At 56.1% G+C, this 14,102-nt stretch carries 15 protein-coding genes; 13 read left to right on the plus strand and 2 right to left on the minus strand.

Annotated features, from left to right (window positions below; translation table 11 throughout):
• The 9 genes from eutJ to eutR all read left to right on the plus strand — a co-directional run bounded on the left by eutJ (nt 1) and on the right by eutR (nt 9,371).
• Complete coding sequence (gene eutJ / locus M4I31_RS06870; RefSeq protein ID WP_038642530.1) at nt 1-840, plus strand: ethanolamine utilization protein EutJ; 840 nt, start codon at nt 1-3, stop codon at nt 838-840.
• On the plus strand, nt 830-2,017 hold the full coding sequence (gene eutG, locus M4I31_RS06875) for an ethanolamine utilization ethanol dehydrogenase EutG (protein WP_085049244.1): 1,188 nt from the start codon (nt 830-832) through the stop codon (nt 2,015-2,017). The genes eutJ and eutG overlap by 11 nt, the downstream gene beginning before the upstream one ends.
• A 119-nt stretch (nt 2,018-2,136) precedes the next feature.
• Nucleotides 2,137-3,369 (plus strand): ethanolamine utilization protein EutH, encoded by a 1,233-nt coding sequence (gene eutH, locus M4I31_RS06880; RefSeq protein ID WP_038642526.1) that lies wholly within the window; start codon nt 2,137-2,139, stop codon nt 3,367-3,369.
• On the plus strand, nt 3,366-4,769 hold the full coding sequence (gene eutA / locus M4I31_RS06885) for an ethanolamine ammonia-lyase reactivating factor EutA (RefSeq protein ID WP_038642524.1): 1,404 nt from the start codon (nt 3,366-3,368) through the stop codon (nt 4,767-4,769). Before eutH ends, eutA begins: the two co-directional genes overlap by 4 nt.
• Before the next feature lie 11 nt (nt 4,770-4,780).
• Nucleotides 4,781-6,142, plus strand: a complete 1,362-nt coding sequence (eutB, locus tag M4I31_RS06890) for an ethanolamine ammonia-lyase subunit alpha (RefSeq protein ID WP_085049243.1) — start codon at nt 4,781-4,783, stop codon at nt 6,140-6,142.
• A 20-nt stretch (nt 6,143-6,162) separates the two neighbouring features.
• Nucleotides 6,163-7,059: an ethanolamine ammonia-lyase subunit EutC gene (gene eutC, locus M4I31_RS06895; protein ID WP_085049242.1), complete on the plus strand. Its 897-nt coding sequence runs from the start codon at nt 6,163-6,165 to the stop codon at nt 7,057-7,059.
• A gap of 9 nt (nt 7,060-7,068) precedes the next feature.
• Nucleotides 7,069-7,728 carry an ethanolamine utilization microcompartment protein EutL gene (gene eutL / locus M4I31_RS06900; protein WP_003838537.1) on the plus strand — a complete coding sequence of 220 codons (660 nt, stop codon included), beginning with the start codon at nt 7,069-7,071 and terminating at the stop codon, nt 7,726-7,728.
• Between the two features lie 11 nt (nt 7,729-7,739).
• Nucleotides 7,740-8,270 carry an ethanolamine utilization microcompartment protein EutK gene (gene eutK / locus M4I31_RS06905; RefSeq protein WP_038642518.1) on the plus strand — a complete coding sequence of 177 codons (531 nt, stop codon included), beginning with the start codon at nt 7,740-7,742 and terminating at the stop codon, nt 8,268-8,270.
• A 48-nt stretch (nt 8,271-8,318) separates the two neighbouring features.
• On the plus strand, nt 8,319-9,371 hold the full coding sequence (gene eutR, locus M4I31_RS06910; RefSeq protein ID WP_038642516.1) for an HTH-type transcriptional regulator EutR: 1,053 nt from the start codon (nt 8,319-8,321) through the stop codon (nt 9,369-9,371).
• Between the two features lie 84 nt (nt 9,372-9,455).
• On the opposite strand, the gene hemF is transcribed toward eutR, so the two are convergent.
• Both hemF and amiA read right to left on the minus strand, forming a co-directional pair.
• Nucleotides 9,456-10,355: an oxygen-dependent coproporphyrinogen oxidase gene (gene hemF, locus M4I31_RS06915; RefSeq protein WP_085049241.1), complete on the minus strand. Its 900-nt coding sequence runs from the start codon at nt 10,353-10,355 to the stop codon at nt 9,456-9,458.
• Between the two features lie 2 nt (nt 10,356-10,357).
• The gene (gene amiA / locus M4I31_RS06920; protein ID WP_085049240.1) at nt 10,358-11,227 is read right to left on the minus strand and encodes an N-acetylmuramoyl-L-alanine amidase AmiA; all 870 of its coding nucleotides are present in this window, start codon (nt 11,225-11,227) and stop codon (nt 10,358-10,360) included.
• 211 nt (nt 11,228-11,438) lie between these two features.
• Here amiA and M4I31_RS06925 point away from each other — a divergent pair, with 211 nt between their 5' ends.
• From M4I31_RS06925 to yfeX, 4 genes are all read left to right on the plus strand, one after another.
• Complete coding sequence (locus tag M4I31_RS06925) at nt 11,439-11,864, plus strand: GNAT family acetyltransferase (protein ID WP_006683546.1); 426 nt, start codon at nt 11,439-11,441, stop codon at nt 11,862-11,864.
• Nucleotides 11,851-12,300, plus strand: a complete 450-nt coding sequence (locus M4I31_RS06930; RefSeq protein WP_038642510.1) for a DUF2919 domain-containing protein — start codon at nt 11,851-11,853, stop codon at nt 12,298-12,300. The genes M4I31_RS06925 and M4I31_RS06930 overlap by 14 nt, the downstream gene beginning before the upstream one ends.
• 59 nt (nt 12,301-12,359) lie before the next feature.
• Nucleotides 12,360-12,935: an RpoE-regulated lipoprotein gene (locus tag M4I31_RS06935; protein WP_085049239.1), complete on the plus strand. Its 576-nt coding sequence runs from the start codon at nt 12,360-12,362 to the stop codon at nt 12,933-12,935.
• Nucleotides 12,936-13,028: 93 nt separating this feature from the next.
• The gene (gene yfeX, locus M4I31_RS06940) at nt 13,029-13,928 is read left to right on the plus strand and encodes a porphyrinogen peroxidase (protein ID WP_085049238.1); all 900 of its coding nucleotides are present in this window, start codon (nt 13,029-13,031) and stop codon (nt 13,926-13,928) included.
• Nucleotides 13,929-14,102: the final 174 nt, after the last annotated feature.

Genomic DNA, 14,102 nt, shown 5'->3' on the forward strand with positions numbered 1-14,102 from the left:
ATGGCGCACGACGAACAACGTTGGCTGACACCCAGACTGCAAAAAGCAGCCACGCTATGCAACCAGACGCCTGCTGAGAGCGAATCACCGCTATGGCTGGGCGTTGATTTGGGGACGTGTGATGTGGTGTCGATGGTCGTCGACGGTGACGGGCAGCCGGTAGCGGTTTGCCTCGACTGGGCCGATGTCGTGCGCGATGGCATCGTCTGGGATTTCTTCGGCGCAGTGACCATTGTTCGTCGCCATCTCGATACGCTTGAGCAACAACTGGGTTGTCGATTTACCCATGCGGCAACCTCATTTCCACCGGGAACGGACCCACGTATCTCCATCAACGTGCTGGAGTCAGCCGGACTTGAAGTGAGTCATGTGCTCGACGAGCCGACCGCCGTGGCGGATCTGTTGCAGCTCGATAACGCTGGCGTGGTGGATATCGGTGGCGGCACCACCGGGATAGCCATTGTTAAGCAGGGCAAAGTGACGTATTCCGCCGATGAGGCGACCGGCGGGCACCACATTTCTCTGACGCTGGCCGGGAACCGCCGTATCCAACTGGAAGAAGCCGAACAGTACAAACGCAGCAACGGTCAGGAGATCTGGCCGGTGGTGAAGCCAGTCTACGAAAAAATGGCGGAAATCGTGGCTCACCATATTGCCGGACAGGGTGTCACCGATTTATGGCTGGCCGGCGGTTCCTGCATGCAGCCGGGCGTGGATGAGCTGTTCCGTAAGCGCTTCCCGGAACTGCAGGTGCATTTACCTCAGCACAGCCTGTTTATGACCCCGCTGGCGATTGCCAACAGCGGAAAAGAAAAAGCGGAAGGAATCTATGCAAGCTGAATTGCAGACCGCGCTCTTTCAGGCATTCGATACCCTGAATCTGCAACGCGTAAAAACGTTTAGCGTTCCACCGGTCACCCTTTGTGGGCTGGGAGCGCTCAGTACCTGCGGACAGGAAGCACAAACGCGCGGACTGACGCACATGTTTGTCATGGTCGACAGCTTCCTGCATCAGGCGGGAATGACCGCCGCACTGGAACGCAGCCTGGCGATGAAAGGTGTGGCGATGACGCTGTGGCCGTGCCCGGTGGGCGAACCGTGCATTACGGATGTCTGCGCCGCGGTCGCGCAACTGCGTGAATCGAAGTGCGACGGCGTGGTGGCCTTTGGCGGAGGTTCCGTACTGGATGCCGCTAAGGCAGTGGCGTTGCTGGTGACTAATCCCACGCAGACCCTGGCTGACATGACCGAGCACAGCGCGTTACGACCGCGTTTGCCGCTGATTGCCGTACCGACTACCGCCGGAACGGGGTCGGAAACCACTAATGTCACGGTGATTATCGACGCCGCGAGCGGACTTAAAAAAGTGCTGGCGCATGCGTCTCTGATGCCGGACGTGGCGATTCTTGATGCAGCGCTAACGGAAGGTGTACCCGCGCACGTTACGGCGATGACGGGTATCGATGCGCTGACGCACGCCGTTGAAGCGTATAGCGCCCTGAACGCGACGCCGTTTACCGACAGCCTGGCGATTGGCGCGATTGCGATGATCGGTAAATCGCTGCCGAAGGCTGTCGGCTATGGGCAGGATCTGGCGGCGCGGGAGAGCATGTTGCTGGCCTCCTGTATGGCCGGGATGGCGTTTTCCAGCGCGGGGCTGGGCCTGTGTCATGCGATGGCGCACCAGCCGGGTGCTACGCTGCACATCCCGCACGGACAGGCTAACGCCATGTTGCTGCCCACGGTAATGGGGTTCAACCGCATGGTGTGTCGCGAGCGTTTCAGCCATATCGGACGGGCGTTAACCAACAAGAAGGCGGACGATCGCGATGCCATCAATGCCGTCAGCGAGCTGATTAGCGAAGTGGGCCAGACCAAACGGCTCTCTGACGTTGGGGCAAAGCCCGAGCATTACAGCGCATGGGCTGACGCCGCGCTGGAGGATATTTGTATTCGCAGTAACCCTCGCACCGCCACGCAGGCGCAGATTATCGACCTGTACGCGGTTGCCGGGTAATGCCTGTAGGCCGGATAAGGTGCTCGCACCGCCATCCGGCAATAACACGGCGTTAATGCCGGAGGCGACGGAAACGTCTTATCCGGCCTACAAATCACAAATGACAGGGAGTAGGGGCTATGGGAATTAACGAAATCATCATGTACATCATGATGTTCTTTATGCTGATTGCCGCCGTGGACAGGATCCTGTCGCAGTTCGGCGGTTCAGCGCGCTTCCTCGGTAAATTCGGTAAGAGTATTGAGGGGTCGGGCGGTCAGTTTGAAGAAGGTTTTATGGCGATGGGCGCGTTGGGCCTGGCGATGGTCGGTATGACCGCACTGGCGCCGGTACTGGCGCATTTGCTCGGACCGGTGATTATTCCGCTGTACGAAATGCTGGGCGCGAACCCGTCGATGTTTGCCGGAACGCTGCTGGCGTGCGACATGGGCGGCTTCTTCCTGGCGAAAGAACTGGCGGGCGGCGACGTTGCGGCGTGGCTGTACTCTGGCCTGATCCTTGGGGCGATGATGGGGCCGACTCTGGTGTTCTCTATTCCGGTTGCGCTGGGGATTATTGAACCGTCTGACCGTCGTTATCTGGCGCTGGGCGTGCTGGCCGGTATCGTCACCATTCCGATTGGCTGTATCGCGGGGGGATTGGTCGCGATGTACTCCGGCGTCGAAATCAACGGGCAGCCGGTGGAGTTTACCTTCGCGCTGATCCTGATGAACATGATCCCGGTGATCATCGTTGCTGTGCTGGTGGCGCTGGGGCTGAAATTTATCCCGGAAAAAATGATCAACGGTTTCCAGATCTTCGCGAAATTTCTGGTGGCGCTGATCACTCTCGGTCTGGCGGCGGCAGTCATCAAATTCCTGCTTGGTTGGGAGCTGATCCCGGGTCTGGACCCTATCTTCATGGCACCGGGCGACAAGCCGGGTGAAGTAATGCGCGCCATCGAAGTTATCGGTTCTATCTCCTGCGTGCTGCTGGGTGCGTACCCGATGGTGCTGCTGCTGACCCGCTGGTTTGAAAAGCCGCTGATGAGTGTCGGTAACCTGTTAAAAGTTAATAATATTGCGGCTGCTGGCATGGTGGCGACGCTGGCCAACAACATCCCAATGTTCGGCATGATGAAGAATATGGATACCCGCGGGAAAGTGATCAACTGCGCCTTTGCGGTCTCCGCGGCCTTCGCCCTGGGTGACCACTTAGGTTTCGCCGCCGCCAACATGAACGCCATGATCTTCCCGATGATTGTCGGCAAGCTGATTGGCGGCGTAACGGCGATTGGCGTGGCTATGCTGTTGGTACCGAAAGATGAAAACGTGCCAGCAGAAGTAGAAACCAACCCGGAGGCGCAATCGTGAACACTCGCCAGCTACTGAGCGTCGGTATTGATATCGGCACCACCACGACTCAGGTGATCTTCTCGCGCCTTGAGCTGGTTAACCGTGCGGCTGTGTCGCAGGTGCCGCGCTATGAATTCATCAAACGCGAAATTAGCTGGCAAAGCCCGGTGTTCTTTACCCCTGTTGATAAGCAGGGCGGGTTGAAAGAAGCCGAACTTAAGGCACTGATCCTTGCCCAGTATCAGGCGGCAGGCATCGCACCTGAGACCGTTGATTCCGGCGCGATCATCATTACCGGAGAAAGCGCCAAAACCCGTAACGCCCGCCCGGCGGTAATGACGCTCTCCCAGTCGCTGGGGGACTTCGTGGTTGCCAGCGCCGGTCCGCATCTGGAGTCGGTGATCGCCGGTCACGGCGCGGGGGCGCAAACGCTGTCTGAGCAGAAGTTGTGCCGTGTACTGAATATCGACATCGGTGGCGGGACGTCGAACTATGCGCTGTTCGACGCCGGAAAAGTCAGTGGTTCGGCCTGTCTGAACGTCGGCGGGCGACTGCTGGAAACCGACGGTCAGGGGCACGTGGTGCACGCGCATCAGCCGGGACAGATGATTGTTGATGACGTATTTGGTCCGGGCTTTGACGCCCGAACCCTCAATGCGGCGCAACTGGTTGCGGTGGCGCGACGCATGGCGGCGCTGATTGTGGAGGTGATTGACGGCACGCTTTCACCGCTGGCGCAGGCGCTGATGCAAACCGGTCTGCTGCCTGCGGGCGTGAAGCCGGAAGTGATTACGTTGTCCGGCGGGGTAGGCGAGTGCTACCGCAACCAACCTGCCGATCCGTTCTGTTTTTCCGACATTGGACCGCTGCTCGCCACGGCGCTGCATGAACATCCGCGCCTGCGTGAGATGAACGTGCAGTTCCCGGCGCAAACCGTGCGCGCCACGGTGATTGGCGCTGGGGCGCATACGCTGTCGCTTTCGGGCAGCACCATCTGGCTGGAAGGCGTGGCGCTTCCGCTGCGCAATCTGCCGGTGGCGATTCCGGTTGATGAGGCTGATTTGGTGGCCGCCTGGCAACAGGCGTTAATGCAGCTCGATCTGGATCCGCAAACGGACGCCTACGTGCTGGCGTTGCCCGGTTCTCTGCCGGTGCGCTACGCCGCGCTGTTAACGGTAATTGATGCGCTGCTGGCTTTTGTCGCGCGTTATCCAAATCCGCATCCCCTGCTGGTGGTAGCCGAGCAGGATTTTGGTAAAGCCCTGGGCATGCTGTTACGCCCACAGTTACAGCAACACCCGCTGGCGGTCATCGATGAGGTGGTTGTCCGGGCGGGGGACTATATCGACATTGGTACGCCTCTTTTTGGCGGATCGGTTGTGCCGGTGACGGTGAAATCACTCGCATTTCCTTCCTGAGGGAACGACTTATGAAACTAAAGACCACATTGTTCGGCAATGTTTATCAGTTTAAGGATGTTAAAGAGGTGCTGGCCAAAGCCAACGAACTGCGTTCGGGGGATGTGCTGGCAGGGGTAGCTGCAACCAGTTCACAGGAACGCGTGGCGGCCAAGCAGGTATTGTCGGAAATGACGGTAGCGGATATCCGCAATAACCCGGTGATTTCCTATGAAGAGGACTGCGTGACGCGTCTGATTCAGGATGACGTCAATGAAACGGCCTATAACCGCATCAAAAACTGGAGTATCAGCGAGCTGCGCGAGTACGTGCTGAGCGATGAAACTTCCGTTGATGACATCGCGTTTACGCGCAAAGGGTTAACGTCGGAGGTGGTCGCTGCGGTAGCAAAAATCTGCTCCAACGCGGACCTGATCTACGGCGGCAAGAAAATGCCAGTGATCAAAAAGGCTAACACCACCATCGGTCTGCCGGGCACCTTTAGCTGCCGTTTGCAGCCGAACGACACCCGTGACGACGTGCAGAGTATTGTGGCGCAAATCTATGAAGGGCTGTCTTTCGGGGCGGGCGATGCGGTGATCGGCGTAAACCCGGTAACGGATGACGTGGAAAACTTAAGCCGCGTGCTCGATACCGTGTACGGCGTTATCGATAAATTCAACATTCCGACCCAGGGCTGCGTACTGGCGCACGTTACCACCCAGATTGAAGCGATTCGTCGCGGCGCGCCGGGGGGGCTTATCTTCCAGAGTATCTGCGGCAGCGAGAAAGGTTTAAAAGAGTTCGGTGTTGAGCTGGCAATGCTCGACGAAGCGCGCGCAGTTGGCGCTGAATTCAACCGTATCGCCGGGGAAAACTGTCTTTACTTCGAAACCGGACAAGGGTCGGCGCTCTCCGCTGGCGCAAACTTCGGCGCCGATCAGGTAACAATGGAAGCGCGTAACTACGGGCTGGCGCGCCACTACGATCCGTTCCTGGTGAATACCGTCGTGGGCTTTATCGGGCCGGAGTATCTCTACAACGACCGTCAGATCATTCGCGCCGGTTTGGAAGATCACTTTATGGGCAAGCTGAGCGGCATCTCAATGGGCTGCGACTGCTGCTACACCAACCATGCTGATGCTGACCAGAACCTTAACGAAAACCTGATGATTCTGCTCGCCACCGCTGGCTGCAACTACATCATGGGCATGCCGCTCGGCGACGACATCATGCTCAACTATCAGACCACCGCATTCCACGATACCGCGACCGTCCGCCAGTTGCTGAACCTGCGCCCGTCGCCGGAATTTGAACGCTGGCTGGAAACCATGGGCATTATGGCAAACGGTCGCCTGACCAAACGGGCGGGCGATCCGTCACTGTTCTTTTGATGATGCGGGGATGAAACACGATGGATCAAAAACAGATTGAAGAAATTGTACGCAGCGTAATGGCGTCAATGGGGGAGTCGCAGCCGCAGGCTCAAGAATCGTCAGCACCAGCAAAATGCAGCACCACGCAGTGCGCCGCGCCGACTGGTGAAAGTTGTGCGATGGACTTAGGTTCAGCCGAAGCCAAAGCGTGGATAGGCGTTGAGAATCCGCACCGCGCAGAGGTGTTGACTGAACTGCGGCGCAGTACCGCGGCGCGTGTATGTACCGGTCGCGCCGGCCCTCGTCCGCGCACCCAGGCGTTACTGCGCTTCCTGGCCGACCACTCGCGTTCAAAAGATACGGTATTAAAAGAAGTGCCGGAAGAGTGGGTAAAAGCGCAGGGACTGCTGGAAGTACGCTCGGAAATTAGCGACAAAAACCTGTATCTGACGCGCCCGGATCTTGGCCGTCGTCTGAGCGCGGAAGCCATTGATGCGCTGAAATCGCAGTGTGTGATGAACCCGGATGTGCAGGTGATTATCTCTGATGGCCTGTCTACTGACGCCATCACCGCTAACTACGAAGAGATTCTGCCGCCATTGTTGTCGGGCTTAAAACAGGCCGGACTGAAGGTCGGGACCCCGTTCTTCGTTCGCTATGGTCGCGTGAAAATCGAAGATCAGATTGGCGAGCTGCTGGGCGCGAAAGCGGTGATCCTGCTGGTGGGTGAACGTCCGGGCCTCGGTCAGTCGGAAAGTCTCTCCTGCTACGCCGTCTATTCACCGCGCGTTGCGACGACCGTAGAAGCTGACCGTACCTGTATCTCGAACATTCACCAGGGCGGTACGCCACCGGTTGAAGCAGCGGCGGTAATTGTGGATTTGGCCAAGCGCATGCTGGAGCAAAAAGCCTCCGGCATCAATATGACCCGTTAAGGAGGCATCATGCCAGCATTAGATTTGATTAGACCTTCAGTCACCGCAATGCGCGTGATTGCCTCGGTAAATGACGGTTTTGCCCGTGAGCTTAAGTTACCGCCACATATCCGTAGCCTCGGACTCATCACAGCAGACTCTGATGACGTGGCGTATATTGCCGCAGACGAAGCGACAAAACAGGCGATGGTGGAAGTGGTTTATGGCCGCTCGCTGTATGCCGGGGCGGCGCATAGTCCCTCTCCAACCTCGGGCGAAGTACTGATTATGCTCGGTGGACCCAACCCGGCTGAAGTTCGCGCGGGTCTGGACGCGATGGTGGCCAACATTGAAAGCGGCGCAGCGTTCCAGTGGGCGAATGACGCAGAAGATACCGCTTTCCTGGCGCACGTGGTTTCGCGTACCGGTTCGTATCTTTCCGCGACGGCGGGATGCCGACTTGGCGATCCGATGGCGTATCTGGTGGCGCCGCCGCTGGAAGCAACATTTGGTATTGATGCGGCGCTGAAATCTGCCGATGTACAACTGGTGACCTACGTGCCGCCGCCGTCAGAAACCAACTATTCAGCAGCGTTTTTGACCGGTAGCCAGGCCGCTTGTAAAGCCGCATGTAACGCCTTTGCCGATGCCGTTCTGGATATTGCCCGTAATCCAATCCAGCGCGCGTAAGAGAGGTTGTGATGATCAATGCACTGGGATTACTGGAAGTGGATGGCATGGTGGCTGCCGTAGACGCGGCGGATGCCATGCTGAAAGCCGCGAACGTACGCCTGCTGAGCCACGAAGTGCTCGATCCTGGCAGGCTGACGCTGGTGGTGGAAGGCGATCTGGCGGCGTGCCGCGCAGCGCTTGATGCCGGCAGCGCCGCCGCAGCGCGTACGGGCCGTGTTATCAGCCGTAAAGAGATAGGCCGACCGGACGATGACACCCAGTGGCTGATCGGCGGTTTTAAGCGCCAGCCGAAGAAACCAGAACAGAAGCCAGATGTAAAAACAGACGTAAAAGCAGAGAAGACGCAGGACGCCCCGTTGACGTCTGAATCCTCTGCACAACTTCTGACGCTGTTGGCATCGGTCCGTCAAGGAATGACGGCAGGGGAAGTGGCTGCCCACTTTGGCTGGTCACTTGATGAAGCCAGAAAGGCGCTGGAACAGCTCTTTTCTGACGGAGCGTTGCGTAAACGTAGCAGTCGCTATCGCTTAAAAAATTAACCTGTCGGAGGGCCGGGGGCTTCCCTGAAGCTTCCGGCTTAAAAGATCATGAAAAAGAACCGTACTGCAAACTTGCACCATCTTTATCATGAAGCACTACCCGAAGACGTTAAACTTACGCCGAAAGTAGAGGTGGACAACGTTCACCAGCGGCGAACAACGGATGTATATGAACACGCGCTGACGATTACCGCCTGGCAGCAGATTTACGACCAGCTGCATCCGGGAAAATTTCATGGCGAGTTCACGGAAATCCTGCTCGACGATATTCAGGTTTTCCGTGAATACACCGGACTCGCGCTGCGCCAGTCATGCCTTGTCTGGCCGAACTCGTTCTGGTTTGGTATTCCGGCCACGCGCGGCGAACAGGGATTTATTGGCGCCCAATGTCTGGGAAGTGCTGAAATTGCCACCCGTCCAGGCGGGACGGAGTTTGAACTGAGTACGCCGGATGATTACACCATTCTGGGGGTTGTCATTTCGGAAGAGGCGATTGCCCGTCAGGCCAACTTCCTGCATAACCCGGAAAGGGTGCTGCATATGCTGCGCAACCAGTCGGCGCTGGAAGTCAAAGAACAGCACAAAGCCGCGCTATGGGGCTTTGTGCAGCAGGCGCTGGCGACGTTTAGCGAGAATCCGGAAAACCTGCGTCAACCTGCGGTACGCAAAGTGTTGGGCGATAACCTGTTGCTGGCGATGGGGACTATGCTGGAAGAAGCGCAGCCGATTATAACCGCTGAGAGCATCAGCCATCAGAGCTATCGTCGTCTGTTGTCACGTGCGCGCGAATATGTGCTGGAAAACATGTCAGAGCCGCTGACCGTGCTCGATTTGTGTAACCAACTGCACGTTAGTCGCCGGACGTTGCAAAACGCCTTTCACGCGATACTGGGTATTGGTCCGAATGCCTGGTTAAAACGTATTCGCCTGAACGCCGTGCGTCGCGAGTTGATAAGCCCGTGGTCGCAGAGTACGACGGTGAAAGATGCCGCCATGCAGTGGGGATTCTGGCATTTAGGGCAGTTTGCTACCGACTACCAGCAGTTGTTTGCGGAAAAACCGTCGTTGACGCTGCATCAGCGTATGCGGCAGTGGGCGTGATAAGATTATGGTGCCGGATGCGACGCTTTGCGTCTTATCCGGCCTAAGGGCTGTAGACCGGATAAGCGTCGCGCCATCAGGCAATCACACCCAGTCGCGGACCTGAATAAACTTGCTAAGGGCAGCTTCCGGGCTGTTCGCTTCCGGCTGCCAGTCATACTCCCAGCGCACCAGCGGCGGCATCGACATCAGAATTGATTCCGTGCGCCCACCGGTCTGTAGACCGAACAATGTGCCGCGATCCCACACCAGGTTAAATTCGACATAGCGCCCGCGACGATAAAGCTGGAAATCACGCTCGCGCTCGCCCCAGTTCATCGCTTTACGTCGCTCAACAATGGGCAGATACGCCTCGGTGTAACCTTGCCCCACCGCCTGCATAAAGGCGAAGCAGTGGTCAAAATTCGGCGTATTCAAATCATCGAAAAACAACCCGCCAATGCCGCGCTGCTCGTTGCGGTGTTTAAGGAAGAAGTAGTCATCGCACCACTTTTTGTAACGGGGATAAACGTCATCACCGAACGGCTGACACAGATCCCGCGCCGTACGGTGCCAGTGTACCGCATCCTCTTCAAAGCCGTAGTAGGGCGTTAAGTCAAAGCCGCCGCCAAACCACCAGACTGGGTCGGCACCCGGTTTTTCCGCGATAAAAAACCGCACGTTGGCATGACTGGTCGGAATGTAGGGATTGAGTGGATGCACCACCAGCGAGACGCCCATGGCTTCAAAGCTGCGTCCGGCAAGCTCTGGTCGATGGGCGGTGGCCGAGGCCGGCATCGCGTCGCCGTGGACGTGAGAGAAATTGACGCCCGCTTGCTCGAAAATACCGCCGTTACGCAGCACCCGACTGCGCCCGCCGCCGCCCGCTTCACGCTGCCAGCTATCTTCACTGAACTCGGCGCCGTCTACGGCGGATAATCGCTGGCAAATATCGTCCTGCAGGCTAAGCAGGAACTGTTTTACGCGCTGTGCATCGGGCTTCATGATTAACGTTTCTTCGAGTGTGCTTTCTGGTTATCAAACCAGTGGAAATAACTGATGATGCCATTGGCGATAGCGGTAGCAATTTTTTGACGAAATGCCGCCGTACCCAGCAGACGTTCTTCTTCCGGATTAGTAATGAACGACGTTTCGACCAGTACCGAAGGAATTGAGGGTGATTTTAGCACCACGAAGGCGGCCTGTTCCGTGCTGCGACTGTGCAGACGGTGTACTGGTTTAATCTTCTTGAGAATATGCGAGCCTAACGTCAGGCTGTTTTTAATGGTATCGGTTTGCACCAGATCAAATAGCACCTGCTGCAACAAGTGATCTTTATCGGTGGTTTTTTTCCCGGCGACTTCATCGGCGCGGTTTTCGCGATCGGACAGATACTTTGCCATAGCGCTACTGGCGCCGCGATTGGACAGCGCGAAGACCGATGCACCCGCGGCGCTTGGGTTGGTAAAACCGTCGGCGTGGATCGACATAAACAGATCGGCCCCGTGTTTGTGGGCGATCTCGACGCGATCGTAAAGCGGAATAAATGTATCGCCAGAGCGGGTCAGGCGCGCATCAATCCCCTGATTGCGAAGAATAGAGCGCACGTTTTTGGCAATCGCCAGTACCACGTGCTTTTCTTTCGAACCGTTGCGTCCAATTGCGCCGGTATCTATCCCTCCGTGACCCGGATCAAGGACAACCACGCGTTTAGCGCCTGATTTTTTCGCTTTCGGTTTGCTGTGTCCATTATTGGTTTTTAGCGCTTCTTCTTTAGCGATGGCTTGCGACATGCCTGACAGCGTCAGGGCGGCCAGCCCGGCTTTCAGCACCTGGCGGCGCGATGTGAGTGTTTTTAGTGGTTTAAAAGTGCTCATACGGCCTGAGTTGTAAAAAAAGGTTCCAGACGTTATATCGTATCGCGTAGTCCGTTGCGACGGATCGGGATAAGAATTGTTTTACTTTTCATTTCAATACGTGACAATTCCGTATTATGCCATTTTTTCCGCCGCTTCGCGTCAGATATTGGCTAAATCAGCCGTTCGCGCCATAATCGCTTTTTAACGTCCTGAAAAGGTAACCAATACCATGGAAATACGCGTTTTTCGCCAGGAAGATTTCGAAGAGGTGATCACCCTCTGGGAGCGCTGTGATTTGCTGCGTCCATGGAATGACCCGGAAATGGACATTGAGCGTAAAGTAAATCATGACGTCAGCTTGTTCCTGGTCGCTGAAGTGAACGGCGAGGTAGTCGGTACGGTGATGGGCGGTTACGACGGCCATCGCGGCTCGGCCTATTACCTGGGCGTGCATCCTGAGTTTCGCGGTCGCGGCATCGCCAATGCGCTGCTTAACCGACTGGAGAAAAAGCTCATCGCCCGCGGGTGTCCGAAGATTCAAATCATGGTGCGTGAGGATAATGATCTGGTGTTGGGGATGTATGAACGCCTGGGCTATGAACATGCAGATGTACTCAATCTCGGTAAGCGCTTGATCGAAGATGAAGAGTACTGAATTTCACCCCGCCGACTATGACGGTCACGGACGTCTGCGCCTGCCTTTTCTGTTCTGGTGCGTACTGCTGCTGCAGGCACGCACCTGGGTACTGTTTGTGATTGCCGGCTCTTCCCGGGAGCAGGGCAATACGCTACTGAATCTGTTTTATCCCGACCATAACGCGTTCTGGCTGGGGTTGCTTCCCGGCGTTCCCGCGGTGGTGGCTTTTTTACTCAGCGGGCGGCGTTTTGCGTTTCCTGTTTTGTGGCGCTGGCTGCGCGGATTGCTGATTCTCGCGCAACTGGTGCTGCTTTGCTGGCAACCGGCGATGTGGCTGGCAGGCGATCCTGTCAACGGCATCGGACTGGCGCTGCTGGTTGCGGATATCGTCGCGCTGGTCTGGCTGTTAACCAATCAACGTCTGCGCGCCTGTTTTTCCCTTGAGAAAGAATAACGGCACTTTTTGGCGAAACCGGACTCCAAGCAACGTTGATAAATAAGGAAGGAAGTGAAATGAAATCACTGCGTTTGACTTTATGCGCGATGCCGCTGCTATTGACCGGGTGTTCCACGCTGTCGTCGGTGAACTGGTCTGCCGCCAATCCGTGGAACTGGTTCGGTTCTTCAACGCAGGTCACTGAGCAGGGCGTCGGCGCGTTAACTGGCGCTACGCCGCTGGATGAAAAAGCTATTGCTGATGCCCTGGACGGTGATTACCGCCTGCGCAGCGGGATGAAGACCGATGACGGTAATGTGGTGCGCTTCTATGAAGCGATGAAAGATGACAAGCTGGCAATGGTCATCAATGGCAGTCAGGGAACCATCAGCCGTATTGATGTCCTGGACAGCGATATTTCATCAGACGCGGGTGCCGAAATCGGTACACCGTTTAGCGACCTTTACACCAAAGCCTTTGGTAATTGCCAGAAAGCAACCGGCGATGACAGTGCGAACGTTGAATGTAAAGCTGAAGGCAGTCAGCATATTAGCTATATTTTTTCCGGCGAATGGAGCGGGCCTGAGGGCTTAATGCCGTCGGACGACACGCTGAAAACGTGGAAAGTCAGCAAAATCATCTGGCGGCGTTAATTTGCGTCTGAACAAATCGACTTGCTAAAAAAACAGGTAGAATAGAGCCAATCAATGCCACGAGGTCGTGGCATCTTTTTTTCAGGAGGAACAATGTCTCAGGTTCAGAGTGGCATTTTGCCAGAACATTGCCGTGCGGCGATTTGGATTGAAGCCAATGTAAAAGGCGACGTTGAGGCCCTGCGTGCGGCCAGCAAAATCTTTGCCGATAAACTGGCGACCTTTGAAGCGAAGTTCCCGGATGCGCATCTGGGCGCGGTTGTGGCTTTCGGCAACAACACCTGGCGTGCATTAAGCGGCGGCGTTGGGGCGGAAGAGTTAAAAGACTTTATCCCTTATGGTAAAGGTCTGGCGCCGGCTACCCAATATGACGTGCTGATCCATATACTCTCTCTGCGTCATGACGTGAATTTCTCCGTCGCGCAGGCGGCAATGGAAGCATTTGGTGACTGTGTTGACGTCAAAGAAGAGATCCACGGTTTCCGTTGGGTTGAAGAACGCGATCTCAGCGGCTTTGTTGACGGTACGGAAAACCCGGCTGGTGAAGAAACGCGCCGTGAAGTCGCGGTGATCAAAGATGGCGTGGATGCTGGCGGCAGCTATGTGTTTGTGCAGCGTTGGGAACATAACCTGAAGCAGCTTAACCGCATGAGCATTCATGACCAGGAAATGATGATTGGTCGCACCAAAGAAGCTAACGAAGAGATCGACGGTGATGACCGTCCGGTTACTTCTCACCTGAGCCGCGTTGATCTGAAAGAAGACGGTAAAGGGCTCAAAATTGTGCGCCAGAGCCTGCCATACGGCACGGCCAGCGGCACGCACGGTCTCTATTTCTGCGCTTACTGCGCACGTCTGCACAATATTGAGCAGCAACTGCTAAGTATGTTCGGTGACACTGACGGTAAGCGCGACGCCATGCTGCGCTTCACCAAACCGGTAACCGGCGGCTATTACTTTGCTCCGTCGCTGGACCGACTGATGGCACTGTAATGTCGCACTATTATTAGCAGCATTGCCCGCGGGCAATGCTGAACAGATTAAAACGGTGATACCACAACGGCTTCTGTAATAAGGAGCCGTTTTTTTTTACACCCCATAAACTGCGTTTTCTTACATAAATAATATTAATGATTCTTGGAATTGCTTTTACATGAACGGATTTTC

The sequence above is a fragment of the Citrobacter sp. XT1-2-2 genome, assembly GCF_023516235.1.
Lineage (GTDB): Bacteria > Pseudomonadota > Gammaproteobacteria > Enterobacterales > Enterobacteriaceae > Citrobacter > Citrobacter werkmanii.